The organism is Roseateles chitinivorans (genome assembly GCF_002761755.1).
Taxonomy (GTDB): Bacteria; Pseudomonadota; Gammaproteobacteria; order Burkholderiales; family Burkholderiaceae_C; genus Roseateles; species Roseateles chitinivorans.
In genome coordinates, this window is sequence record NZ_PEOG01000028.1 from 45339 (window position 1) to 68686 (window position 23348).

Consider the following 23348-nt stretch of genomic DNA (forward strand, 5'->3'; position numbering starts at 1 on the left):
AACGAAGCGCCGGCTGCGGCGCCGACCCTCAGGTCGCGTTCAGCAGGACCATCAGCGCGCCGGCCCCGCCATCGCTGGCGCGGGCCTGGACGAAGGCCAGCACTTCCTGCTTCTGCACCAGCCAGCGTCGCACGCGCGCCTTGAGCACCGGCTCGCGCCCGGGCGAGCCATTGCCCTTGCCATGCACCACGCGCACGCAGCGCAGGCCGCGCCGGGCGCTGTCGTGGATGAACTGCCCCAGGGCCTCGCGCGCCTGGTCGCGTCGCAGGCCGTGCAGGTCGATCTGCGCCTGCAGCGCCCAATGGCCGCGTCTGAGCTTGCGCACCGATTCGGCCGAGATCTCCGGCCGGCGGAAGGACAGCGTCTCGTCCGTCTCCAGCAGCGAGTCCACGTCGAAGTCGTCCGACAGCGCCTGTTTCCAGGCCATCTGCTCGTCGAGCTCGCGCTGGCGCGGCTCGGGCGCGGGGCGGCCATGACGCAGGATCACCCGGTTCGGATCGGGCAGCGGCACGACCGGCCCGACGGTGCGCTCGAAGACGCGGGCCTCCTGCTCGCGCAGCCGCGCCAGCGCGGCCTCGCGCTCCCTACGTTCTTCCTCCGCACGCTGGCGGAGCTTCAGTTCTCGGTGCAGCGTCTGCAGATCTTGCAGGCTGCGCAGTCGGTCGGTCACAGCAGGCCCAGGTCGGTCATCGAAGCGGGCTGGCCCGCGCCGACGATGAAGTGGTCCAGGACCTTCACGTCGACCAGGGCCAGCGACTCGATCATCGCGCGGGTCAACTGGACGTCCTGCGGCGATGGATCGGTGCGGCCCGAGGGGTGGTTGTGCACCAGGACGACGGCAGCGGCGTCCAGGGTCAGCGCACGCTTCACCACCTCCCGGGGATAGGTAATGGTATGGGAAAGGGTGCCGTGGAACAGCGTCTCCAGGGCGATCAGCCGATGCTGGGTGTCGAGAAACATCACAGCGAAGCACTCGGCGCGGCGGGCGTCGTACTCGAGCCGCAGGTAGTCGCGCACGGCCTGGGCGGACTCGAAGACCGGTCCGTCGGCCAGCGCGTCGCGGAAGGCGCGCCGGGCGATCTCCAGCACCGCCAGCAGGGTGGCGCGCTTGGACGGCCCCAGGCCCTTGATGCCGGCCAGCGCGGCGGCGGGTTCGCGCAGCAGCCTGCGGAAGCCGCCGCATTCGTCCAGCACGTCCCGCGACAGGCGCAGGACGGACCGGCCCGGCAGGCCGGTGCGCAGCAGGATGGCGAGCAGCTCGGCGTCGGCGAGGGCGGACGGGCCCAGGGCGACGAGCTTCTCCCGGGGGCGCGTCTCGGGCGGCAGGGCGGCGATGGCGGAGAGGACGGACGGGGAGGAAGACTCGGCGAGAACGGTCATGGCGGGACTCGGAGGAAGGACCACGGCGCTCCAGCCTAAAATCGCGCCTCGTTTCCCAAAATCCCCCTGACTAGTGAACCTCGTTCAACCAGGATCCTTCCTGACCCTGCATTACCGGCTGAGCGGGCCGGACGGCCAGGACCTGATCAACACCTTCGCCGACAAGCTGCCGGCCACGCTGACGCTGGGCGTCGGCGAGCTCGCGCCCGCGATCGAGGCCCGGCTGATCGGCCTGGCCGAGGGCACGCACACCCGCGTCGAGCTGGCGCCGGGCGAGGCCTTCGGCGAGCGCAATCCGGAGCTGCTGCAGCGCGTCAAGCGCAGCCTGATGCGCGAACTGGGCGATCCGGACGAGCAGTACCACGTCGGCGACGTCGTGCAGTTCCCGACGCCGGACGGGCAGGGGCAGTACGCCGGCGTCGTGCGCGAACTCGGCGAGGACTGGCTGTTGTTCGACTTCAATCACCCGTTGGCGGGACAGCCCGTCAGCTTCGAGGTGCAGCTGATCGGGGTGCTGTGATGACGGACATGACCATGGACAAGGACATCGTGCTGGCGGAGCCGCGCGGCTTCTGTGCCGGCGTGGACCGCGCGATCGAGATCGTCGAGCGCGCGTTGAAGAAGTTCGGCGCGCCGATCTACGTCAGGCACGAGATCGTGCACAACACCTACGTCGTCAACGACCTCAAGGCCAAGGGCGCGATCTTCATCGAGGACCTGGCCGAGGTGCCCCCGGGCGCGACGCTGGTGTTCTCGGCGCACGGCGTCAGCCAGGCGGTGCGCAAGGAAGCGCAGCAGCGCGGGTTCCAGATCTTCGACGCCACCTGCCCGCTGGTGACCAAGGTCCATGTCGAGGTCGCCAAGCTGCATCGCGAGGGCTACGAGTTCATCATGATCGGCCACAAGGGCCACCCCGAGGTCGAGGGCACGATGGGCCAGCTCAGCGACGGGATCTACCTGGTCGAGGAAGCGTCGGACGTGCCGCACGTGCGGGTCAAGGACCCGTCGAAGCTGGCGGTGGTGACGCAGACGACGCTGAGCGTGGACGACGCCGCCGAGATCCTCGCCGCGGTGAAGCGGCATTTCCCGCAGGTTCGCGAGCCCAAGAAGCAGGACATCTGCTACGCCACGCAGAACCGCCAGGACGCGGTGAAGGTGCTGGCGCCGCAGGTCGACGTGGTGGTCGTGGTGGGCAGTCCCACCAGTTCCAACAGCAACCGCCTGCGCGAACTGGCCGAGCGCCTGGGCACGCCGGCCTACATGGTCGACGCCGCCGAGGATGTGAAGGGCGAATGGCTCGACGGCCGCTCCAAGGTCGGGCTGACGGCGGGCGCCTCGGCGCCGGACGTGCTGGTCCAGGCCGTGATCGCGCGGCTGCGCGAGCTGGGCGCGACGACGGTGCGCACGCTGCCGGGCGTCGAGGAACATGTGCGCTTCCCGCTGCCGATGGGGCTGGGCGACAAGTCGATGGCCGAGGTCACCAGCGATCGATCTTGATCGCCGCGGCCGGTCCCTGACGGGGGCCCGCCGCCTGACTCCCCGCTGACCCTCCCGAACCGACTCCCCCATTCGAGCGCCGGCGCCCCCCGCAGGGCCGCGTCGGCGCAGGACACGAAAGACACACCATGCTGGACATCACCCTGCTGCGCAAGGACCTGGACGCCGTCATCGAGCGCCTGCAAGTGCGCAAGAACCCGCAACCCTTCCTGGACGTCGAGCGCTTCAAGGCGCTGGAAGCCGACCGCAAGCAGGTGCAGACGCGCACCGAGGAACTGCAGGCCAAGCGCAACCAGCTGTCCAAGCAGGTCGGCATGTTGAAGGGCAAGGGCGAGGACGCCAGCGCCGTGATGGCCGAGGTGGGCGGCATCGCCGACGAACTCAAGGCGGGTGCGGAAAAGCTGGAACTGATCCAGCAGGAATTGAACGGCATGCTGATGGGCGTGCCCAACCTGCCGCACGCCAGCGTGCCGGCCGGCGCGGACGAGACCGGCAACGTCGAGGTCCGCCGGTGGGGCACGCCGCGGAGCTTCGACTTCACGGTCAAGGACCATGTCGACCTCGGCGCGCCGCTGGGCCTGGACTTCGAGACCGGCGCGAAGCTGTCCGGATCGCGCTTCGCCTTCCTGAAGGGCCCGGCCGCGCGGCTGCACCGTGCGCTGGCGCAGTTCATGCTGGACCTGCAGACGACCGAGCACGGCTATACCGAGTGCTACACGCCCTACATCGTCAACCGCGAGATCCTGGAGGGCACGGGCCAGCTGCCCAAGTTCAAGGAAGACATGTTCTGGGTGCTGCGCGGCGGCGACGACGAGCAGCAGGAGCAGTACCTGATCTCGACCTCGGAGATCTCGCTGACCAACACCGTGCGCGAGAGCGTGTTGAAGGCGGAGGATCTGCCGGTGAAGCTGACCGCGCACAGCCCGTGCTTCCGCTCGGAAGCCGGTTCCGCCGGCCGCGACACCCGCGGCCTGATCCGCCAGCACCAGTTCGACAAGGTCGAGATGGTGCGCATCGAGCAGCCCGAGCACAGCATGGACGCGCTCGAGGAGATGACCGGTCATGCCGAGGCGGTGCTGCAGAAGCTGGGCCTGCCGTACCGCACGATGCTGCTGTGCGCGGGCGACATGGGCTTCGGCTCGACCAAGACCTATGACCTCGAGGTCTGGGTGCCGGCGCAGAACACCTACCGCGAGATCAGCTCCTGCTCGAACATGGGCGACTTCCAGGCCCGCCGCATGCAGGCGCGCTTCAAGAACGCGCAAGGCAAGAACGAACTGGTCCACACGCTGAACGGCTCCGGCCTGGCGGTGGGGCGGACGCTGGTGGCGGTGCTGGAGAACTATCAGCAGGCCGATGGCAGCATCGCCGTGCCGGAAGCGCTGCAGCCTTACCTGGGCGGACAGACGGTCCTGAAGGCCTGAAGCGGCGTTCGCACAATTTCCACAGACTTGTTGCCAAGGCCGCGAAAACCTCGCTATACTCTTAGGCTTACTCGCTGACAACCACGGTGAGCACCGAATCAGGAGAGGTGGCAGAGTGGTTGAATGTACCTGACTCGAAATCAGGCGTACGGTAACCCCGTACCGGGGGTTCGAATCCCCCCCTCTCCGCCAAGACGCTTGTGAATCAAGCATTTAGAAACCCGCCTAGAGCGGGTTTTCTTTTTGGTCTTTTGGAACTCCGAAACCCTCGGCCTTATTCCGTCGGGGAACCCGCGAGGGACGAATCCGATGCACGGGGCCGGCCCGCCGGGATTCAGCGCAAATGCAGCGAGCCCAGCGTCATCGGCCGGCTGGCCGCGAGGCGGGGCGCCTCGGCCAGCATGTTGAGGTCGGTGAGGAAGCGCTCGAATTCGCGCCCCTTGTCATAGAAGGCGTTGGCGCCGTTCTGCACGCACAGCGGGGCGTAGATCTCCGCCTCGCGGTTGCTGAGGACCAGGATGGTCCCGCCGAAGCCGGCCATGCGGAGCTTGCGCAGCACTTCCAGCCCCGATCCCGAGGCCAGCGACAGGTCCAGCACGACCACATGCGGCCGCGTCAGGCCGACGGTGCACAGCGCTTCCGCTTCCGTCGCGGCGATGCCGACCACCGACAGGAAGGGCTGCTCCTTCAGCGCCGCCAGCAGGTGCTTGCGCACCAGCGGCGAGTCTTCGACAAGTACGACTTTCATGATAGGTGTCAATTTTGCGCTTTTCGAATTGACAAAACCATGTGGGAAACCGAGGGGGTCAAGCGGGTTGAGGGCGTCGCGGAGGGCCGCTGCCCGGTCCGGCGGTGGCAGACTCCGCGACGGTCCTCTTCCAGGAGCATTGCCGTGAGCCCTTCCTCCGAGACCTTCGACGCCATCGTCATCGGCGCCGGCCAAGCCGGCCCGGCGCTGGCCGAGCGCATGTCGCAAGCCGGCTGGCGGGTCGCTGTCGTCGAACGCTCGCGCGTCGGCGGCACCTGCGTCAATACCGGCTGCATCCCGACCAAGGCGATGGTCGCCAGCGCGCATGCCGCCTGGGTCGTGCGCGAGGCCGCGCGCTGGGGCATCCGCCCACCGGAGCGCTTCGGCGTGGACCTGCCGGCCGTGGTCGCGCGCAAGGACCGCATCTCCGGGCAGTCGCGCCGGAACGTCGAGCAGTGGTTGCGCGGCATGGCCAACGTGGAACTGGTCATGGGCCATGCGCGCTTCATCGATCCCCACACGATCACCGTCGGCGAGCGCCGGCTGAGGGCGGACCGCTTCTTCCTCAATGTCGGCGGCCGGCCGGCGCAGCCAGGCGTCGAAGGCCTGGACGCGGTGCCCTGGCTCACCAACGCGTCGATCATGGCGCTCCAGGAACTGCCCCGGCACCTGGTGGTCGTCGGCGGCAGCTACATCGGGCTGGAGTTCGCGCAGATGTTCCGGCGCTTCGGTTCGGCGGTCACTGTCGTGCAGCGCGGGCCGCGCCTAGTCCCTCGCGAGGACGCCGATGTCGCCGAGGCGCTGCGCGCGATCCTGGAGCAGGAAGGCCTGACGATCCGCACCGGCGCCGAATGCGTGAAGCTGGCCCCGTCCGGCGAGGGCGTCGCCGTGCAGGTGAACTGCCAGACTGGTGAGCCCGAGGTCCATGGCAGCCATGTGCTGATCGCGACCGGCCGCCGGCCCAACACCGATGACCTGGGCCTGGACCTGGCCGGCGTGCGCCTGGACGAGCGCGGTCATGTCGTCGTCGACGACCGCCTGCGCAGCAGCGTGCCGCACATCTGGGCGCTCGGGGACTGCAATGGCCGCGGCGCCTTCACCCACACCGCGTGGAACGACTTCGAGATCACCGCGGCCAACCTGTTCGACGGTGCCGACCGTGGCGTCGGCGATCGGGTCGTGACCTATGCGCTCTACACCGATCCGCCGCTGGCGCGCATCGGCCTGAGCGAGCGCGAGGTGCGCGCCAGCGGTCGGGCCGCGCTGATCGGCACGCGGCCGATGACGCGGGTGGGCCGGGCGATCGAGAAGGGTGAGACCGAAGGCTTCATCAAGCTCCTGGTTGATGCGGACTCGAAGGCGATCCTCGGCGCGACGGTGCTCGGCGTCGATGGCGACGAGGCGGTGCAGTCGCTCCTGGATGTCATCGCGTCGGGCCGGCCGTACACCGAGGTGACGGCCGGCGGGGTGCGCATCCATCCCACGGTCAGCGAGCTGCTGCCGACGGTGCTGCAGGCGCTCAAGCCCTTGCCGCCCGCGACCGACCCCGGCTGAGCCGCCTCGCGTCACGCGCGCGTATCGCGGCATCGCGCTGTCGCGTTGTCGCGTCGCTTGCGTTGCTCGGGTTGCTTGGGTTGCTTGGGTTGCTTGCGTCGCTTGCGCGGGTATGGGGTTTGCCATTCCGGGGAAACCGCGACTGGCGGTTGTGAAAGGCCGCCGATGAACCGTCCCGCCGCTCGCCGCCCCGGCACGATCGCCCCCCTGCCTGCCGCTCCCTTGGCGGCGCCGGCCGGCGTCGCGTCGGCGTCGCCGACGGTGCACGTGGTCGAGGTCGTCGGCGCGGTCCCCCCGGACGAGACCACGGACGAGCTGTCATCGGGCCTGGCTGCGGCCGCCGACCGGCTCGGTGCCACCGAACTGGTGGAGCGCTTGCTCGAGCGCCTGGGCCCGGAGGACGGCTTGCGCTTCACCGTCGTGTGTCCTGCCGACGGCGCGTTCGCGGAACGGATGCGCGCCCGTGGCGCCGAGGTCGTGATTGTGGCCATGCCCGACGATCCCCCCTGGCATGCGATCCAGGTGCTGGTCGGGCTGATCCGCAATCGGCAGGCGGACGTGCTGCACGCGCATTTGCCTAACGCGCACCGACTGGCCGGTCTGGCGGGCGGCATCACCCGCACGCCGGTGCTCAGCTCGGTGCAGGGCGCGCAGCTGGACATGCCCGACCTCGAGGTGCATCGGCTGATCGCGAGCCAGCTCAGCGTGGTCAGCGAGGCGAGCTATTTCCATGCATTGGGACTGGGCATCGCGCAGGAGCGCATCAGCCTCGATCCCTTCGACGCCGAGGCGGACGGGGACGCCATGGCCGCCAGCCTCGATGCGCTGGGCGAGCGGCTCCGCGGTGTCGCGACGCAGACCGCGGTCGCCGGGTCGCGCGGCGCGGCGCAGGCGCGCGCGCTCACGCAGCCGTTGACGGCGGAACCGGTTCCGGCGGTGCCGGCGGGCGCGCCAGCGGTGCGCGCGGTGCTGGACGAGCTCGTGCCGGGCCGGACGCGGACCGTCGCTCGAGACCGGTGACCTGGCCGGCGCGCCGATCCCCGCAGGCATCGGGATTGCCGGTCAATTCCTGCAAGGACGGCCCGTCGATCCGCGATGCGACGCGGGCTCGCGACCGTTCCCGGCAAGACCTCGACCTTCAGCTTCCAAGGAGATCCACCATGAACTCACGTTCCAAGATCACCACCGTGGCGATGGCGATCGCGCTGGCGTCCGGTGTCGGCTTCCTGCACGCCCAGAGCGGCGGCCAGGGCGGCAGTTCCGGCTCAGTCGGTGCCCGCGACCAGACCCAGGATCCGCTGTCCAACAACAACGACCAGAACAAGGCGCCTCCTGCGACGCCCGCGGCCAATCCCAGCACCGGCCAGCCCGCGACGACCAATGACTGGCGCAACAGCCAGCCCGCCACCGGCAGCGACAACAACGGCAACAACACGACGACCGACCAGCGGCAGGATCCCAGCGTGAGAACGCCGACCCAGCCGATGAACCAGGGCAGCACGTCGACGATGGGCAGCGACACGTCGAGCACCGGCACGTCGACGAGCAGCTCCGACAGCTCGCTGCCGGCGCGTGCTGACCGCAACTGATTCCGCTGTCATCACCCACCCCACAGGCGACCCACGGGTCGCCTTTTTCTTGCGGCAAACGCAGCGGCGGCCATGGCGTCATTGACCGACCCACCGCCGGATGGTTCAGCGGGTCCGGCGCGCGAGCCACACACCGATCGCGACCAGCGCCATGCCGGCCATCGCCAGCCCGCTCAGCGTCTCGCCGAACAGGGCCCAGGCGATCAGCGCGGTGGTCGGCGGCGTCAGGTAGAAGAGGCTCGCGACATTGACCGCGCTGCCGCGGCGGATCAGCAGGTTCAGCAGGCTGACGGCGCCCAGCGACAGCACCACCACCAGCCAGCTCAGCGCGAAGACGAACTGGCCGGTCCAGCGCACCTGCATCGTCTCGGTCGCCGCCGCGAGCGCGGCGGTCACCAGCAGGCTGGGCACGAACTGGATGATCGAGCCGGTGCGCAGGTCGAAGGAGGGGCAGAACCTCTTCTGGTAGAGCGTGCCGGCGGTGATGCCGATCAGCGCGACGACCGCCGGCAGCAGCATCGTCACCAGCGCACCGCCGGGCACCGCGGCGACCTTCTGCGCCACGACCAGCGCCACGCCCAGGAAGCCCAGCGCCAGTCCCAGCCACTGCATGCGGTCGATGCGCTCGCCGAGGAAGGCGCGGGCGCCCAGCGCGGTCACCAGCGGCTGCAGGCCCACCACCAGCGCGGTGATGCCCGCCGGCAGGCCGTGCGAGATGGCGGTGAAGACGCCGCCGAGGTAGACCCCATGCACCAGCAGGCCGGTCACCGCGATGTGGCCGCAGGCGGCGGCCGAGCGCGGCCACGGCGCACGCAGCAGCAGGACCACCGGCAGCATCAGCACGATCACCGCGGCGTAGCGCCAGGCGAGGAAGGTCAGCGGCTCCGCGTCGGGCAGCCCGAACTTGGCGCCGATGAAGCCGGTGCTCCACACGGCGACGAAGAGCAGCGGCAGCAGCTCGTTGATCGAATGGGCGCGCGCGGCACCGGACGACGGGGCCGGCGCGGCGGAGGGCGAGGGCGGTGCGGAGGGCGGGCTCATAGGGCCCCGATGCTACCGAGCCGCGATGGTGGCCGGCGCGTCCCAACCGCCGCCAAACGCCCGGAAGGCGGCGACCGCCGCCCGCGCGTGCGCCGCGTCGAGCTGTGCCAGCTGGTCGCGCGCGCCGAGCAGCAGCCGGTCTTCCTGCAGCACCTCGATCAGGCTGGCGGCGCCGCCCTTGTAGGCGTCCTCGGCCGCGTCGCGCGCAATCTGATGGGCCCGGACTTCCTCCGTCAGATCGCCGCGCTGCTGCTCCAGCTCGGACAGACTGACGATCGCGTTCTCGACGTCCTCGGTGGCGCGCAGCATGCGCAGGCGCACTTGCGCGAGGGCCTCGGCGCGTGCGCCGCGCGCCTGCGCGACCTCGGCGTCGACGCGGCCGAAGTCGAACAGCCGCCAGTGCAGCCCGAGCAGCGCCTGCGGCTGGAAGGCCGCCGCCGACAGCAGCCCGCCGTTCAGGCTCGAAGCGCCGAGCACGCCGCCGAGCGTCAGGCGCGGGTAGTACTCGGCGGTGGCGACGCCGATGCGCGACTGGCTCGCGTCGAGCTGGCGCTCCGCGGCGATGACATCGGGGCGGCGGCGCATCAGCGCCGCGGGTGTCAGGTCCGCGGGCAGCGAGGGCACGAGGTAGGTGGGTGAACGCGTCGCGGCCAGCGCGGCGGCGCGTGGCGCCTCGGGCGTGTCCGCGATCAACTTGGCCGCGTAGGTGCCGGCCTGCTCGCCCATCAGCACGTCCAGCCGATGCAGTTGCTGCGACAGCTCCGTGCGCAGCGGCGGCAGCGTGCCGCGCGCCTGCAGCTGCAGCGCCTGGGCTTCCGCGACTTCTCGCTGCGCCGCCAGGCCGCCGTTGAAGCGGTCCTGGATCAGTCGAAGCAACTGGGACTGGTTGCGCAGGTGGGCCTCGGCGACGGCGATGCGGGCCTGGGCGCCGCGCACGCGGAAGTAGGCATCGGCCGCTTCGGCCGCGACGGTCACGCGCGCGCCCATGCGCGCCGCCTCGGCGGCCTGCCATTCGGCGACGGCGGCCGCCTCGCCGTGGCGCAGGCCGCCGGCCAGGTCCGCTTCCCAGCTCGCGCCGATGCCCAGCGTCTGCAGCGTCTGCTCGCGGTCATAGCCGGGAAAGCCGCGCGCGAGCTTGCCTTCGGGGCTCTTCAGCGATTGGCGCTGATGCAGCAGCTGAGCTTGCAGCACGCCCTGTGGCAGGCGATTCGCGCCGGCGCCTTGCGCCGCCGCGCGCGCCTGCTCGGCGCGGGCCAGTGCGATCGCGAGGTCCAGGTTCTGGTCGAGCGCGCGCTGGACGATGGCGCTCAGCGCGGGATCGTCGAAGCCTGCCCACCAAGCGGCCAGCACCGCGGGCGAGTTGCCGGTCTGGCCCTGCGCGATCAGCGCCTGGCCGGCGAACTGCTCCTCGAGCGCGCGCGGGCGGCCGGCCGGGTCGATCATCGGTGCGCAAGCGGCGAGCGCCGCCGCGAGCACGGCGCCCAGGGCTAGGTTCAGCGGAGCGGCGCGCCGTGTCGGGCGGGCGGCGGAGGGAAGCGGGAGCGTCATGGTGGAACTCCAGGAAGTGCGGCGCGAAGGACGGGGTGGGCGCGGAATCTCAATGGGCATCGGCGGACGGGGCGGACGGCGGCGCGATCTTGCGCAGCAACGGCACCAGCAGCAGCGCCGCGACGAAGCAGAGCATCACGAGCAGGAAGGCGTCGGAGAAGGTCATGGTCAGCGCCTCGCGGTAGGTCAGCGACCAGAGCTGGCGCAGCGCCGCGGTGACCGCTTCGCCCGAAGGCAGCGAGGACAGCGGCGCGCCGGCGGACGCGAGGAAGCCGCTCATCGCCTCGTTGCCGTCATGCAGGCGCTCGGCCAGGCGCTGGAAGTGGAGGTTGGTGCGGTCGTTGAGCACCGTGGCGCAGGCCGCGATGCCGATGGCACCGCCCAGGTTGCGCATCAGGTTGAACAGTCCCGAGGCCAGCTTGAGCCGCGCCGGTGGCAGTGCACCGAGCGCCAGCGTCACCACCGGCGGCACGCTGAGCTGCTGCGCCATGCCGCGCAGCGCCTGCGGCAGCAGCAGCTGATGCGCGCCCCAGTCGTGCGTGATCGGCATGAACTCCCACATCGAGAGCGCGAACAGCGCGAGCCCCGCGAAGAGGATCCAGCGCAGGTCGAAGCGGCTGGCGAGGAAGGCATAGAGCGGGATGCTCATCACCTGGAACACGCCGGTCGAGAACACGGCCAGGCCGATGTCCAGCGCGCCATAGCCGCGCACGCGGCTGAGGAACAGCGGCGTGAGGTAGATGGTGGCGAAGATGCCGATGCCGGTGATGAACGAGAACAGGCTGCCGAGCGCGAAGTTGCGGTCCTTGAGCGCCCGCAGGTCCACGATGGGCCGCGCGACGGTCAGGCTGCGCGCGATGAAGGCGATTCCGCTGAGCGCGGCGGTCCAGGCGGTGATGGCGATCGTCGTGTCGCCGAACCAGTTCCAGCGCGGGCCTTCCTCCAGCGTGTACTCGAGGCAGCCGAGGAACACGGCGAGCAGCACCATCGACAGGTAGTCGGCGCCCTTGAGCAGCGAGAGGTCCGGCTTGTCCACGCGCACCATCAGCGGGACGACCAGGGTGACGACGAGGCCGGGCAGCAGGTTGATGTAGAAGAGCCACTGCCACGACAGCATGTCGGTGATCCAGCCGCCGACCACCGGTCCGAGCGTCGGCGCGAGCGAGGCGATCGCGCCGATGGTGGCTGCGGCGATGACGCGCTGCTTCCCGTCGAAGTACATGAAGGCGGTGGTGAAGACCATCGGGATCATGGAGCCGCCGAGGAAGCCCTGCAGCGCGCGGAAGGCGATCATGCTCTGGATGTTCCAGGCCAGGCCGCACAGCAGGCTGGTCAGCGTGAAGCCCAGCGCCGAGGCCGCGAACAGCCAGCGCGTGGACATCACGCTCGCCAGCCATCCCGACAGCGGGATGACGATGATCTCGGCGATCAGGTAGCTGGTCTGGACCCAGGTGGTGTCGTCGGCGCCGGCGGAGAGGCCGCCACCGATGTCGCGCAGCGAGGCCGAGACGATCTGGATGTCCAGCAGCGCGATGAACATGCCGATGCACATCGTCGCGAAGGCGAGCACCTTGTCGCGCGTGCTCAGCTGGGCGATGGGGATGACGTCGTTGGACCAGAAGGCGGGACGCGCACGCGGTGGCGTCGATGCCGATGTCGACGCCGACGTGGACGCCGACGTGGACGCCGAGGCGGTGAGCGCGGCGCTCATGGCAGGCTCGCGGTCTTGGTGGCCGGGGCGGCGCCACTGGCGGCGGTGTCGACCTCGACGAGGACGGACAGTCCGGGACGCAGCCGGCCGAGGCGGTCGTCCGCGGCGTCGAGCTGGATGCGCACCGGGACGCGCTGGACGATCTTGGTGAAGTTGCCGGTGGCGTTCTCGGCCGGCAGCACGCTGAACTGCGCGCCCGTCGCGGGCGCCAGACTGCCGAGCCGCCCGTGCATCACGACGCCGGGCCAGGCGTCGGCGCGGATGCGCACCGGCTGCCCGGCCTGCATGCGGGCGAGCTGGTCCTCCTTGAAGTTGGCGTCGACCCAGAGGCCTCGCGCGGGCACCACCGACATCAGCGGCGTGCCAACGCCGACATAAGTGCCCAGCCGCGCCTTGCGGTTGCCGATGTAGCCATCGCGCGGCGCGCGCAGTTCGGTGTAGCCGACGTTGAGGCGCGCGAGCTCGCGCTCGGCCCTCGCTTGATCGAGCGCGGCCTGGGCCTGGCGCTTCTGCGTCGCGATGACGTCGAGCTGCCGCTCCGCGGCGAGTTGCTCGGCGCGGGCGCGGGCGGAGCCGGCCTGCGCCGTCTTGAAGGCGGCCTCGGCGCGCTGGCTGCTCTCGACCGAGACGGCGGAGCGCCGCACCAGGTCCTGATAGCGGGCGAAGTCGTCGCGGGCGCGCTGTTCCTCGGCGGAGGCGGCGGCGATGCCGGCGCTCGCCTTGGCGATCACCGCCTGCTGCAGCGCGGCCGCCGCAGCGAGATTGGCGATCGCGGCCTCCTGCGCCTCGACGGCGCCGGTCGCGCGCTGCAGCGCGGCGTCGTAGTCGCGTGCGTCGATGCGGGCCAGCAGGTCGCCAGCGTGCACGAACTGGTTGTCGGTGACCGGCAGCTCGGCGATGTAGCCGCCGACCTTCGCGCCGACCACGGTGACGTCGCCGCCGACGTAGGCGTCATCGGTCTCTTCATGGAAGCGGCCGGTGGTCCACCAGTGCGCGCCATAGGCGGCGGCCACGAGCACGGCGGCGGTCAACGCTGCCCACGACAGCGCGGTGCGGCCCAACGGCCTGCGGGCTCCCGCCGAGGGAACCGGTGCCGGGGAAGCGGCCGTGGGGGTGGGGGCTGGGGAAGGGGCGGTCATGGCGGGCTCCGGCATCGAAGGCCCGCCGGGGCGGCGGGCGATGGGGCGGACTATAGGAACGTCACTTTCATGATGGAAGTAACTGGATGCGGAATGCACTGTTCCAGATTCGTCAACTTACTTCCATGATGGAAGTCAGTGAGAATCGCCGGGGCAACCCAAGGAGACCGCCGATGCGCCGCACGAGCTTTGAGGAGATGGCCTGCCCGGTGGCACGCACGGCCGACATGCTGGGCGACAGCTGGAGCGTGCTGATCTTGCGCGAGGTGTTTTATGGACATCACCGCTTCGACGAGTTCGTGACCGAGCTCGGCATTCCCTCCAACACGCTGACGCGGCGGCTGGCGGAGCTGGTGGATCGGGGCCTGCTGGAGAAGCGGCCCTACAGCGAGAGGCCGCCGCGCTTCGAGTACGTGCTGACGCCCAAGGGCCGCGATCTGCGGCCGGTGATGCTGGCGCTGCTGACCTGGGGCAACCGGCATGCGCCGCTGAAGGGCAAGCCCGTGCGGCTCATCGACACGGAGACCGGCGAGCCAGTGGAACTGCAACTGATCGATGCCCGGACGGGCAAGGCGATCGGGCCGCAGCACAAGGTGGAGCGGCGCTCGGCCGCGCCGCGGCGCGTCGAGCTGTTCGACTTCGATGGGGAAGCGAAGGACGGCGCGGACGAGTAGCGCCGACAGGCGCTCGTGGCGAGGGCTTCAGCGCTGCACCAGCGCGAGCTTCGCGCCCAGGCCGACGAAGGCGGCGGCGAAGCCGCGTCGCATCCAGCGCAGCACGCGCGGGCGGGCGAGCACGCGGTCGCGCATCGCGGCGGCGAAGACGCCATAGACCGCGAAGATGGCGAAGGTCATCGCCATGAAGACGAGGGAGAGCTCGAGCATCAACGGCGTCGGGTGGGGTTCGTCGCGCGCGATGAACTGCGGCAGGAAGGCGACGAAGAAGATCGACAGCTTGGGGTTGAGCAGATTCACCAGCACAGCGTGGGCGACGATCTCGCGCGTGGAGCGGTGCGGGCCGGCGGTATCGATGGCGAGCGCGCCGCGCTCCCGCAGCGACATCCAGGCCATGTAGAGCAGGTAGGCGACCCCGGCGTACTTCACGAGGTCGAAGGCGAGGGCGCTTGCATGCAGCAGCGCGGCCAGGCCGGTGATCGCGGCCAGCATGTGCGGCACGATGCCCAGCGTGCAGCCGAAGGCGGCCGCGAGCGCGGCGCGCGCCCCGCTGGACAGGCCGGCGGCGAGCGTCACCAGCGCACCGGTGCCGGGCGAGGCGACGACGATCAGCGAGGTGATCAGGAACTCGGGATTGGAGAGCGAGGAGAAGGGCACGGCGGGCCTCGGCAGGGTGGCGATGGGAGGCCAATGGTCGGGCCGCGTCCAGGACGCGTCTTGGACGAAATTGCAGCGTCGCGAAGGCGGAGCCGGTCAGCGCAGTGCGGCGGCGTAGGCGCCCGGCGCGATGCCGAAGCAGCGCACGAAATGGCGCGTCAGGTGGCTCTGGTCGAAGAAGCCGCTGGCGGCGGCGACCTCGGCCAGCGGCGTGCCCTGGCCGATCAGCCGGCGGGCGCGTTGCAGCCGGCGCTGGACCAGGTAGGCATGCGGCGGCAGGCCGGTGGCGCGGGTGAAGCCACGCAGGAACTGGAAGCGGCTCAGTCCGGCCTCCTGGGCGAGGGCTTCCAGGCTGACGGGCGTCGAGAGGTCGTCGTCCAGGCGCGCACGGGCGAGCGCAATGCCGGCCGGGATCGCGGGCGGTGCCGACGCACGCGGACGCAGCAGCGACTGCAACAGGAGCAGCAGCGCGGCATCAGCCTGCAGCGTCTCGACCGCGCCGGACGGCGTGGACGCCATCGCGTGGAAAAGCGCCTCGAAGCGGGCGGCGATGCGGTCGTCGTGCAGGGTGGGGCGGTGGAACTCGACGTCGCCGGGCGAGCCGCCGGTGGGGTGGTCGACCGCGATATCGGCGACCAGGTCGAGGACGATGGCCGGCGCGAGGTAGAGCATGCGCCAGGTCCGGCCATGGTCGCCCAGCGGCAGGCCGTCGTGGACTTCACCAGGATTGACGGTGATGACATCGCCGGCGACGGACTCGACCATGCCGCGCCCGCTGGCGGTGCGCTGCGCGCCGCGGTCGATGCGCCCGATGCCGAATTCATCGTGGATGTGTCGCGGGAACGCGCGCGCCGTGTCGGCCAGGACGACGTCGATGCCGGGCAGCGGGCAGGGAAGACGGGTGAAGGCAGGCATGAGGCGGGCGGTGGGTGCTGCGACTCTAGCAAGCCTGGACTCCGGCCAGTGAACGGCCGCAGCGCCCGGGTCAGGTCCGGTCGAGCAGGCTCAGCGTCCGCTGATCCGGCTGGCCGTCGAAGTAGCGATCCAGCGCTTCGATGAACACGGCCTCGTCGCCCGATGCCTTCGCGAAGAGCGTCAGCGACGAGCGGAACTTCATCGCGTCGACCGCGCCGAGGATCTGCTCGGCGGTCTTGTTGCGATGGGTGTTCATCAGCGCCACGCACTCGCGCAGGCGTGGTCCGAGGACTTCGTGATTCAGGTAGGCGACGGCCTCGTCGAGCGATTCGATGCCGTAGAACTGCGCGGTGCTGCTCACCCCGAGCCCGCGGAGCTGAGGGAAGAAGTACCACATCCAGTGACTGAGCTTGCGACCACGTTTGAGCTCGTCGAGAACGTCGGCGAGCTGCCGGGACTGGGCGTCGAGGAAGCGTTGGAGGTCGAAGGGCGAGGGCATGAGTCGGAGGTGGCAAGTGGCCGTCCCAGGCGGGCAGCCACACTGGTCGGCTTCCGGCGCCCATGGAGTTGACAGGCCTAAGGGGAAGAATGAGCGGGGCTTCCCTCCTAGGTAGGAAGGGTTCTCACCGAAGCCTGCGCTGCGCCATATACATACCCTCCATAATTGTTAACAAGGGGGGAAATGATGAAAATCGTAAAAGTGCTCATTCCACTGCTTTTCTTGGTCGTGGAACAGTCCTTTAGCACCGGTGCCGCCGCAGCTCCGGCGACGTCCCTAGCCGCACATAAACAACTGCCCGAGCCTGTTTACACCAAAAGGCCTGCGAGCTTTGCGAAGAATCCGTTAAGCATAAAATTCTTGGCAGAGCAAAAGAGATTGCGAGGTGCATCTCTACGTGGGCGTTGGCCTTTCAATGCAACCGCCGGTGTATTAAGTGATAACTGCGAGCTGACCCCGTCCGCCGACGAGTGCGGTGGTACGGTGGAAAGCTATTCCTGGGAGATTTCCTATTTTGATGGTATATCCTCCTCCTACGATACTGCGTATGTCGAATTAGAAAAGGTTGAAGTAAATGGTCGACGGAGCTGTTCGAGTTCGGTGGCTACCAGCTACGGATCGTCCTTCGAGGTTTGTGGTGTCCTGATTTATGCCGATGCGACGTTTTCTGGTATGAATAGTATTGATTTCGGCGGCATTGTGGAGTTGATAAAAACGGTGAAGGAATGGGTGACTCCTGAACCTCCGAAAAAGCTCGTTAAATGCATTTTTGACCCAGAGGTCGCAGCTGGACATCCGGGATGGAATCTCACTCGAGATGCGAGAGATGGGTATGGCTATGCGGAGCTGACCTTCATGCGAATCTACGGAGGCGCCTTGCCCGGAATACATAATCTGGAGCGGGTGGATGTAAAATACCCCGACGGACTTGTGTTCACTTTTAACATCCTGTGGGTTGGCGAGCAGGCGGTTGAATTGTTCAACCCGGTTCTAAATGAGGCAATTGCGACAGGTGAAAATACATGCGTCTAAGGCAGCGTTGGCTTTGGTTGATCGCGATATGCGTCGGAAGCGCCGCGTTCGGCGGCTGGAGGTTGGTCGACCGAGAGGAAGTCGATCATCCGGAGAGGACGTCGACACCGACTGAAGGTCGCTCTCATGAAGCGGCTATGAACCTCAAAATTGAGGCGGGAACGACTTCGGCGCAGGTCCTCACAGCGCCCCGTCCGAACGAGAATACGTCGGCAACTTTGGCGAAGGGCATGCTTGACCCCAACCCTCTTGCGTTCGTTACCCAGCAGCACGCCTTAGCTAAGCCAGGTTCATTCGCGAACGCCGAGCAAGTGACATACCAATGCAGAGAGGCCAATCAGCACGCAGCTAAGGCTCGTGTGGAAGATGCAGTGGCGCGAGCGGTTTCGTTGGGCAGGGACCCTGCGGCTTTCCAAGCACGCTTTATTCAGGCGCAACAAGCAGTGCGAAGCCGTTGTGGGGATTTTCGCCATGAAGTGCCCGCAGACCGTCCATTAGAAGTCGATGCTTACGCAACGAAATTTAGTAAGGCTCGGTCAGGCCTATTTAAGATGGACGAGGATTTCGCCGCTAATCTGATTGAACTTGCTAGCCAAGGACAAATGGCGTCTGCATATTTTTCCCTTGCGATCTTGCCGAGGTTCCAAGGTGAAAGTTTCTCTTCGCCTGAAGATAAAGCCATTTTTCGAGAAGCTGTCCGGTTGGCAGCGTTTAAGGCGACTTCGGTGGATGGCGACCAAGGTAACGACTTACGAACGCTCACAGCCTGTCTGGCGACGGGCGTATGTGACGGATCGTTCGAATCTTATGCTCTCATCAATTGGCCGGAGGGCTCGGTACAGCGCGAGAAGGCGTTAGCCCTTTCGAAACGTATGGAGGCCGTATTTCGCGCGAACGATATCCGCGCCTGGATCGAAAGGCAATAAGCACGCCGCTACGATGGATGCAGAGTAAAGAATGAGGGGCAGCAAGGGCAGCAGGTGTAGCGGCCTCACCGTGGTGTAGGGACGCATTTCGCGCATCACTATTTCGCCATGAGAGCCGAGCTAAAACCCGAGCACTGAAATTTCCGACATCCAAGGACATGCCCCGGGTCGCAGGCCTGCCTAGGCATATTGGGGACATCGGGTACGAAAGCCCGAAATAAAAAAACCGCCTCCCGGCGGTTTTCACTTGAATGAGGTTGACGAGCCTTACCCTCGGCACTGGTCACAACGGTTAGGGCTGCTTGGTTCCCCACCTGACCCGGTTGGCCGCGCTTCCATGCGAGGAGGCCCGTCAGCGGCGGATTCTAGCCGAGCTTTCCCGGCCCTCCGGCCGGGCGCTCCTCTGGCGTGCCTCTCCGCACGCCACGCGTGCGAACACCGCCGCGAGCGGGTCGACGGCCGCCACGGGCCTGTGGTTAAATCCGCCCCGGACCTCGCGGGACGCGCTCCCGCCCAGGCCATCGCCGATTTACCAACTACTTGCGGGCGATTCACAAATGCGGCTAAAGCGTTGCGGCTCCGATTGCCCCCGGGCCGGCAAACGCCGGTGACCACTGTGGGCTCTCGGAGTTTTTTCATGTCCGCTCGTCTGGCTCAGTTCGATTCGCTGCTGACCCGCCGCCGTACCGCTCGCGCTGCCGCCGCGCCCGCCCAGCCCCTGCGCACGCTGTGCGACCCCTGGGGCGAGCCGGTGGCCGAGTTCTCCCGCTTCCCGTCCGATCTCGAACTGCTCAAGGCCGCGCATCGCCTGCAGGCGGATGACTGGATCGGCCCGCTCGCCGATGACGCCCAGCCCCGCCGTCTGAGCGCCGTCTGGCGCCTGGCGCTGCTGCGCGCCGACCGCCACGGTCAAGCCCGCGTCTCCCGCGAGCCGGGCCCGCAATGGATCAGCCCGCTGCTCACGGCTCGTCCCGGCGAGCGGCCCGGCGTGCTGCGCCGGGAACTTCACGCCGCGGCCGTGCGGCAGCTGTGGCAGGCGGGCTGGAAGCTCGTGGGCTGAGGCCAGCGATCAGCGGCCGGCGTTGGGCAGGCGCTCCGCGATCCAGGCCTCGGTGGCGTATGGGAATGCAATCGTCGGCTCGCGCAGCGCCGCATGGTGCGTCTTCAGGCTACGGAGGCGATCGGCGACCGACTGGCGCTCCTGCTCGGGCAGCGCCGCAATGAAGCTCACCGACAGGATGCGGTCGATCACGACCTGCTCGAAGGTCCCGACATGGCTGTGCGGGAAGACCGCCCGCTGCAGCGGGCCGAACAGCGCCTGACCCTCGAAGGGCTGCCTCCAGGTGCCCTTGTAGAAGCGAGGCGCGTCACCCTCGTAAGGCGTGATGACCCCGGTGATCGCGGCGACCCAGTCGATGGACTCGTCGCGCACATTCCAGACCATGCCGAGCCGGCCGCCCGGGCGCAGCACGCGATGCATCTCCCGCAGGGCCTGCGCGTTCGCGAACCAGTGGAAGGCCTGGGCGCAGGTCAGCACGTCGATGTCGCCATCCGGCAAAGGGATGGTTTCCGCGGTGCCCGCGAGCGCACGCACGCCGGGCAGGGCCTCCGACAACCGCGCGCGCATCGTGTCGACCGGCTCCACCGCGGTCACCGAGGCACCCGTGCGCGCCAGCAGCTTCGTGAACTTGCCGGTGCCGGCGCCGAGGTCGAGGACCCGCGCACCGGGCCCCACGCCGAGCGTCTCGCCGAGCCAGGCGCCGAGCGCCTCGGGGTACTCGGGGCGTCCGCGCTGGTAGCTGTCGGACGCGCTGGCATAGCCGCGCTGGGCGGCGTCGTGGATGGTGGCAGGCATCGGGCGATGCTACGCCCGGCTTCACTGGCGCGCGTCAAGACGGCGTGCCGACTCCGATCGCGAGGCGAGCGCCGGATCGCATCACCGAGCCCTGTGAGCCGGCTCCGCGGCGATTCGCGAGCCTGCGGGGATCAAAGACCCAGCAGGGCCTGGCGCGTCACCGACACCGCCACCACATAGGCCAGCGCGACCAGCGCCAGCACATAGCCGAGGACGCGGAACTCGCCGCGTCCGAAAGCCCAGTGGCCGGTCGCGAAGTAGACACCCAGCGCGATGAACTTCGCGGTCATCCAGGGCTCATAGCGCGGGTCGTGATGCAGGGCGCCCCACAGGCTGATGCCGGACACGACGATCAGCAGGTGGCTGCTGAAGACCAGCGTGCGCAGGCGCTCGTCGCTCACCCACTGCGCGCCGAACTGGTGGGCCAGCCCCCGGACCAGGAACAGCCCGACACTGCACCACGCCAGCAGCGCATGCATCTGGAGCATCGGGACATAGAACCAGTCCATGGGCGGGGAGCTTCGTCACCCGGCGGGGGGATGTCAATCCGGAGAATGCGCGGCCGCGCCTGTCGCGGCCGGTGGTCGTCGCCAGGCGCGGGCAGAACGACCGAGGGGCGCCGCAGCGCCCCTCTTGCATCAGACCTGGTCCCGCTCAGCGCAGTTGCAGGTCGTCGTCGCCGAAGCGGATGTCCAGCGGCTCGATCAGCAGCTGCTTCTCGCCGGCCTCGACCCGGCCGGCATCCCAGGCGTCGATGCCGCAGGCCTTGGCGATCTCCACCACCTTCGCCGCCTGGTCCGCCTTCACGAAGATCGCGAAACCCGCGCCCATGTTGAGCGTCGAATAGGCCTCGCGGTCGTCCTGCTGCGCGTGCTGCTGCATGAACTTCAGCACCGGCGTCACCGGCGGCACCGTGTGGATGCGGTAGATGAATTGGCCGGGATGGCGCAGCAGCTTGCGCCAGCCGTGGCCGGTGATGTTGGCGCAGTAATGCGGCGTGATGCCGGCCTTGTACAGCGCCTCGGTCACCGGCGAGTACAGCGTCGTCGGCGCCAGCAGCGCGTCGCCGTAGGTCAGGCCCGGCTGCACTTCGGTGAGGTAGCCCTGCGGCAGGCGCTCGGTCAGCTTGCGCGCCAGGCTCAGGCCGTTGGCATGGATGCCCGACGAGGCCAGCAGCACGATCGCGTCGCCCGCGCCCAGCTTGTCGCCGACCGACAGCCGTTCCTTCGGATTGATCAGGCCGGTGCAGGACGCCGCCAGGTCGATGCGGCCGCCTTCGACGATGCCCGCCAGCGCCGGCGTCTCGCCGCCGCCCCAGGCCACCTGGCAGACGTCGCAGGCCTTCTTCCAGCCCGCCACCAGCGCCTGCGCGCGCTGCGCGTCGCCGAACCAGTCCGAGCCGCCCGCGGCCCAGTAGGCCTGCACCACCAGCGGCGTCGCGCCCACGGTGATCAGGTCGTTCACCGCCATCGCGATCGTGTCCTGCGCAATGCCGTCGTAGTAGCTCTTGCCGGTGAGCGTCGCCATCTCGTCGGCGACCAGCGTCTTCGTGCCCAGGCACTCGACGATCGAGGCGATGTAGAACGGCCCCACGTCCACGACATACGCCGACTCGCCGCGCGAGGCCTTGACCTCGGTGAACCCGTGCGCGCTCATGTGGACGGCGGTCGCGGCCGCGGCGCGCTGGGCGCTGATCTTCAGCGGGTCGATCAGGTCGTAATTGACGCCGGCCTGTTCGTAGCTCAGCGTGCCGGAGGAGGGATCGTGCGGGGCGTGGGTGCTCATGGCGGCGGATTATCCGTCAGCGCCGCACGGGCCTCCTGACAAACCCGGACGCCGCCCGCCCGGCGGCGCCCCGGCGGGGGAGTGCTCCCCCCGTAGAATGCCGCGCCATGAGTTACCAGGTCCTCGCACGCAAGTACCGCTCCCGCACGTTCGAGGAGCTGATGGGTCAGGAACACGTCGTGCAGGCCCTGGCCAACGCGCTGACGCAGCAGCGCCTGCATCACGCCTACCTGTTCACCGGCACGCGCGGCGTCGGAAAGACCTCGGTGTCGCGGATCCTCGCCAAGTCGCTGAACTGCATCGGCCCGGACGGCACCGGCGGCATCACCGCCCATCCCTGCAATGTCTGCGACGTCTGCCGCGACATCGACGCCGGCCGCTTCGTCGACTACGTCGAGCTCGACGCCGCCTCCAATCGCGGTGTCGAGGAGATCTCCCAGCTGCTGGACCAGGCCGTCTACAAGCCGGTCGTCGGGCGCTTCAAGGTCTACATGATCGACGAAGTGCACATGCTCTCGAACACCGCCTTCAACGCGATGCTGAAGACGCTGGAGGAGCCGCCCGAGTACCTGAAGTTCGTCCTCGCGACCACCGACCCGCAGAAGGTGCCGGTGACCGTGCTGTCGCGCTGCCTGCAGTTCAATCTGCGCCCGATGGCGCCGCAGACGGTGCTGGAGCACCTCACCCGCGTGCTCGGCAACGAGAACGTGCCGAACGAACCCGGCGCGCTGCGCCTGCTGGCGCGGGCGGCGCGCGGCTCGATGCGCGATGCGTTGTCGCTGACCGACCAGGCGATCGCCTTCGGCTCCGGCGAGCTCAAGGAAGCCGGCGTCCGCCAGATGCTGGGCAGCGTCGATCGCGGCCATGTCCTGGGCATCCTGAACGCGCTGATCGCGGGCGATGGCGCCGCGCTGGTCGGCGCGTCGGACCGGCTGCGGGACATGGGCCTGTCGGCGGGCGGCACGCTCGAGGACCTCGCGGTGGCGCTGCAGCACCTGGCCGTGGCCCAGGCGGCGCCGGGGGCGCTCGATGCGGGCGATCCCGACCTGGCCGAGCTGCTGCCGCTGGCCAGCCAGTTGCCGGCCGACGAGATCCAGCTGATGTACAGCATGGCGTTGCACGGACGCCAGGAGCTGCCCCTCGCGCCGGACGAGTACGCCGGGCTGACGATGGTGCTGCTGCGGATGATGGCGTTCCGGCCGAACGGGCCGGGCGCGCGACAGCCGTCGGCGCCTGAAGGCGCCGCGCGGACCGCGCCGGCGCCGGTCGCGGGCGCCGCGGCGGCCCATCGTCCGCTGCCGGCTCCGGCGGCCGCGCCGGTTTCCGAAGCGCAGGCGGCGGCGTCGGTCGCCGCCCCCGCGCCGGCACCCGCTG

The 23348-nt window shown here is 68.9% G+C and carries 24 protein-coding genes, 1 tRNA gene and 1 other RNA gene; 12 read left to right on the top strand and 14 right to left on the bottom strand.

The genetic code is table 11. From position 1 onward, the window contains the following. Positions 1-28: 28 nt before the first annotated feature. Both CS062_RS12135 and radC read right to left on the bottom strand, forming a co-directional pair. Positions 29-670, bottom strand: coding sequence for a Smr/MutS family protein (locus CS062_RS12135; protein WP_099861885.1), 642 nt, complete (start codon positions 668-670; stop codon positions 29-31). Continuing rightward, positions 667-1380: a RadC family protein gene (gene radC / locus CS062_RS12140; protein WP_099861886.1), complete on the bottom strand. Its 714-nt coding sequence runs from the start codon at positions 1378-1380 to the stop codon at positions 667-669. Before radC ends, CS062_RS12135 begins: the two co-directional genes overlap by 4 nt. A 73-nt stretch (positions 1381-1453) precedes the next feature. Between radC and CS062_RS12145 the strand changes: the two genes are divergently transcribed. The 4 genes from CS062_RS12145 to CS062_RS12160 all read left to right on the top strand — a co-directional run bounded on the left by CS062_RS12145 (position 1454) and on the right by CS062_RS12160 (position 4493). Then, positions 1454-1900, top strand: a complete 447-nt coding sequence (locus tag CS062_RS12145; RefSeq protein WP_099861887.1) for an FKBP-type peptidyl-prolyl cis-trans isomerase — start codon at positions 1454-1456, stop codon at positions 1898-1900. A gap of 8 nt (positions 1901-1908) precedes the next feature. Further along, entirely contained in the window at positions 1909-2877 is a 969-nt protein-coding gene (gene ispH, locus CS062_RS12150; protein ID WP_099861912.1) for a 4-hydroxy-3-methylbut-2-enyl diphosphate reductase, read from the top strand. 128 nt (positions 2878-3005) lie between these two features. Then, a complete protein-coding gene (gene serS / locus CS062_RS12155; protein WP_099861888.1) occupies positions 3006-4301 on the top strand; it encodes a serine--tRNA ligase in 1296 nt (431 codons plus the stop codon). 101 nt (positions 4302-4402) lie between these two features. After that, positions 4403-4493: transfer RNA gene (locus CS062_RS12160), tRNA-Ser, on the top strand. Between the two features lie 142 nt (positions 4494-4635). On the opposite strand, the gene CS062_RS12165 is transcribed toward CS062_RS12160, so the two are convergent. Next, on the bottom strand, positions 4636-5049 hold the full coding sequence (locus CS062_RS12165; RefSeq protein ID WP_099861889.1) for a response regulator: 414 nt from the start codon (positions 5047-5049) through the stop codon (positions 4636-4638). Positions 5050-5193: 144 nt separating this feature from the next. Between CS062_RS12165 and CS062_RS12170 the strand changes: the two genes are divergently transcribed. From CS062_RS12170 to CS062_RS12180, 3 genes are all read left to right on the top strand, one after another. Beyond that, the gene (locus tag CS062_RS12170; RefSeq protein WP_233218029.1) at positions 5194-6603 is read left to right on the top strand and encodes an FAD-containing oxidoreductase; all 1410 of its coding nucleotides are present in this window, start codon (positions 5194-5196) and stop codon (positions 6601-6603) included. A 165-nt stretch (positions 6604-6768) separates the two neighbouring features. Further along, the gene (locus CS062_RS12175; protein ID WP_143742322.1) at positions 6769-7623 is read left to right on the top strand and encodes a glycosyltransferase; all 855 of its coding nucleotides are present in this window, start codon (positions 6769-6771) and stop codon (positions 7621-7623) included. A gap of 140 nt (positions 7624-7763) precedes the next feature. After that, a complete protein-coding gene (locus CS062_RS12180; RefSeq protein ID WP_099861892.1) occupies positions 7764-8192 on the top strand; it encodes a hypothetical protein in 429 nt (142 codons plus the stop codon). A 105-nt stretch (positions 8193-8297) separates the two neighbouring features. Here the strand turns inward: CS062_RS12180 and CS062_RS12185 are convergent, their stop codons facing one another. The 4 genes from CS062_RS12185 to CS062_RS12200 all read right to left on the bottom strand — a co-directional run bounded on the left by CS062_RS12185 (position 8298) and on the right by CS062_RS12200 (position 13631). Then, a complete protein-coding gene (locus CS062_RS12185; protein WP_099861893.1) occupies positions 8298-9233 on the bottom strand; it encodes a DMT family transporter in 936 nt (311 codons plus the stop codon). A 12-nt stretch (positions 9234-9245) separates the two neighbouring features. Further along, positions 9246-10781, bottom strand: a complete 1536-nt coding sequence (locus CS062_RS12190) for an efflux transporter outer membrane subunit (protein WP_099861894.1) — start codon at positions 10779-10781, stop codon at positions 9246-9248. Positions 10782-10830: 49 nt separating this feature from the next. Continuing rightward, on the bottom strand, positions 10831-12333 hold the full coding sequence (locus CS062_RS12195) for a DHA2 family efflux MFS transporter permease subunit (RefSeq protein ID WP_233218030.1): 1503 nt from the start codon (positions 12331-12333) through the stop codon (positions 10831-10833). Positions 12334-12488: 155 nt separating this feature from the next. Next, positions 12489-13631, bottom strand: coding sequence for an HlyD family secretion protein (locus tag CS062_RS12200; protein ID WP_099861896.1), 1143 nt, complete (start codon positions 13629-13631; stop codon positions 12489-12491). 173 nt (positions 13632-13804) lie between these two features. On the opposite strand from CS062_RS12200, the gene CS062_RS12205 reads away from it, so the two are divergent. Further along, on the top strand, positions 13805-14305 hold the full coding sequence (locus tag CS062_RS12205; protein WP_099861897.1) for a winged helix-turn-helix transcriptional regulator: 501 nt from the start codon (positions 13805-13807) through the stop codon (positions 14303-14305). A 27-nt stretch (positions 14306-14332) separates the two neighbouring features. On the opposite strand, the gene CS062_RS12210 is transcribed toward CS062_RS12205, so the two are convergent. The 3 genes from CS062_RS12210 to CS062_RS12220 form a co-directional block, all read right to left on the bottom strand. After that, entirely contained in the window at positions 14333-14962 is a 630-nt protein-coding gene (locus CS062_RS12210) for a LysE family translocator (RefSeq protein ID WP_099861898.1), read from the bottom strand. 96 nt (positions 14963-15058) lie between these two features. Then, on the bottom strand, positions 15059-15877 hold the full coding sequence (locus tag CS062_RS12215) for an AraC family transcriptional regulator (protein ID WP_099861899.1): 819 nt from the start codon (positions 15875-15877) through the stop codon (positions 15059-15061). A gap of 70 nt (positions 15878-15947) precedes the next feature. Beyond that, positions 15948-16376, bottom strand: a complete 429-nt coding sequence (locus tag CS062_RS12220) for a DUF1810 domain-containing protein (RefSeq protein WP_099861900.1) — start codon at positions 16374-16376, stop codon at positions 15948-15950. A 183-nt stretch (positions 16377-16559) separates the two neighbouring features. On the opposite strand from CS062_RS12220, the gene CS062_RS25800 reads away from it, so the two are divergent. Continuing rightward, a complete protein-coding gene (locus CS062_RS25800) occupies positions 16560-17408 on the top strand; it encodes a hypothetical protein (protein ID WP_143742323.1) in 849 nt (282 codons plus the stop codon). Positions 17409-17545: 137 nt separating this feature from the next. Next, entirely contained in the window at positions 17546-18334 is a 789-nt protein-coding gene (locus tag CS062_RS25805; protein ID WP_143742324.1) for a hypothetical protein, read from the top strand. A gap of 256 nt (positions 18335-18590) precedes the next feature. Here the strand turns inward: CS062_RS25805 and ffs are convergent. Then, positions 18591-18688, bottom strand: an RNA gene (gene ffs / locus CS062_RS12225) — signal recognition particle sRNA small type. Positions 18689-18971: 283 nt separating this feature from the next. Here ffs and CS062_RS12230 point away from each other — a divergent pair. Beyond that, positions 18972-19394, top strand: coding sequence for a hypothetical protein (locus CS062_RS12230; RefSeq protein WP_099861901.1), 423 nt, complete (start codon positions 18972-18974; stop codon positions 19392-19394). 9 nt (positions 19395-19403) lie between these two features. Here CS062_RS12230 and CS062_RS12235 read toward each other — a convergent pair whose 3' ends face one another. The 3 genes from CS062_RS12235 to CS062_RS12245 form a co-directional block, all read right to left on the bottom strand. Beyond that, positions 19404-20189 carry a class I SAM-dependent methyltransferase gene (locus tag CS062_RS12235; RefSeq protein WP_099861902.1) on the bottom strand — a complete coding sequence of 262 codons (786 nt, stop codon included), beginning with the start codon at positions 20187-20189 and terminating at the stop codon, positions 19404-19406. A 131-nt stretch (positions 20190-20320) separates the two neighbouring features. Next, entirely contained in the window at positions 20321-20698 is a 378-nt protein-coding gene (locus CS062_RS12240; RefSeq protein ID WP_099861903.1) for a SirB2 family protein, read from the bottom strand. 145 nt (positions 20699-20843) lie between these two features. After that, complete coding sequence (locus tag CS062_RS12245) at positions 20844-21974, bottom strand: AIR synthase-related protein (RefSeq protein ID WP_099861904.1); 1131 nt, start codon at positions 21972-21974, stop codon at positions 20844-20846. Positions 21975-22081: 107 nt separating this feature from the next. On the opposite strand from CS062_RS12245, the gene dnaX reads away from it, so the two are divergent. Beyond that, positions 22082-23348: DNA polymerase III subunit gamma/tau (gene dnaX / locus CS062_RS12250; protein WP_099861905.1), on the top strand; the 1267-nt coding region annotated here is incomplete at its 3' end.

Excerpts from the sequence above, each read along its gene's own strand:
- CS062_RS25805 (WP_143742324.1), top strand. The coding sequence starts at position 17,546 with ATGAACCTCAAAATTGAGGCGGGAACGACTTCGGCGCAGGTCCTCACA.
- CS062_RS12185 (WP_099861893.1), bottom strand. The coding sequence starts at position 9,233 with ATGAGCCCGCCCTCCGCACCGCCCTCGCCCTCCGCCGCGCCGGCCCCG.
- CS062_RS12190 (WP_099861894.1), bottom strand. The coding sequence starts at position 10,781 with ATGACGCTCCCGCTTCCCTCCGCCGCCCGCCCGACACGGCGCGCCGCT.
- CS062_RS12180 (WP_099861892.1), top strand. The coding sequence starts at position 7,764 with ATGAACTCACGTTCCAAGATCACCACCGTGGCGATGGCGATCGCGCTG.
- CS062_RS12230 (WP_099861901.1), top strand. The coding sequence starts at position 18,972 with ATGTCCGCTCGTCTGGCTCAGTTCGATTCGCTGCTGACCCGCCGCCGT.
- CS062_RS12165 (WP_099861889.1), bottom strand. The coding sequence starts at position 5,049 with ATGAAAGTCGTACTTGTCGAAGACTCGCCGCTGGTGCGCAAGCACCTG.
- CS062_RS12220 (WP_099861900.1), bottom strand. The coding sequence starts at position 16,376 with ATGCCCTCGCCCTTCGACCTCCAACGCTTCCTCGACGCCCAGTCCCGG.
- CS062_RS12200 (WP_099861896.1), bottom strand. The coding sequence starts at position 13,631 with ATGACCGCCCCTTCCCCAGCCCCCACCCCCACGGCCGCTTCCCCGGCA.
- CS062_RS12235 (WP_099861902.1), bottom strand. The coding sequence starts at position 20,189 with ATGCCTGCCACCATCCACGACGCCGCCCAGCGCGGCTATGCCAGCGCG.
- serS (WP_099861888.1), top strand. The coding sequence starts at position 3,006 with ATGCTGGACATCACCCTGCTGCGCAAGGACCTGGACGCCGTCATCGAG.
- radC (WP_099861886.1), bottom strand. The coding sequence starts at position 1,380 with ATGACCGTTCTCGCCGAGTCTTCCTCCCCGTCCGTCCTCTCCGCCATC.
- CS062_RS12245 (WP_099861904.1), bottom strand. The coding sequence starts at position 21,974 with ATGAGCACCCACGCCCCGCACGATCCCTCCTCCGGCACGCTGAGCTAC.
- CS062_RS12240 (WP_099861903.1), bottom strand. The coding sequence starts at position 20,698 with ATGGACTGGTTCTATGTCCCGATGCTCCAGATGCATGCGCTGCTGGCG.
- CS062_RS25800 (WP_143742323.1), top strand. The coding sequence starts at position 16,560 with ATGATGAAAATCGTAAAAGTGCTCATTCCACTGCTTTTCTTGGTCGTG.
- CS062_RS12195 (WP_233218030.1), bottom strand. The coding sequence starts at position 12,333 with ATGTGCATCGGCATGTTCATCGCGCTGCTGGACATCCAGATCGTCTCG.
- CS062_RS12175 (WP_143742322.1), top strand. The coding sequence starts at position 6,769 with ATGAACCGTCCCGCCGCTCGCCGCCCCGGCACGATCGCCCCCCTGCCT.
- CS062_RS12205 (WP_099861897.1), top strand. The coding sequence starts at position 13,805 with ATGCGCCGCACGAGCTTTGAGGAGATGGCCTGCCCGGTGGCACGCACG.
- ispH (WP_099861912.1), top strand. The coding sequence starts at position 1,909 with ATGACCATGGACAAGGACATCGTGCTGGCGGAGCCGCGCGGCTTCTGT.
- CS062_RS12215 (WP_099861899.1), bottom strand. The coding sequence starts at position 15,877 with ATGCCTGCCTTCACCCGTCTTCCCTGCCCGCTGCCCGGCATCGACGTC.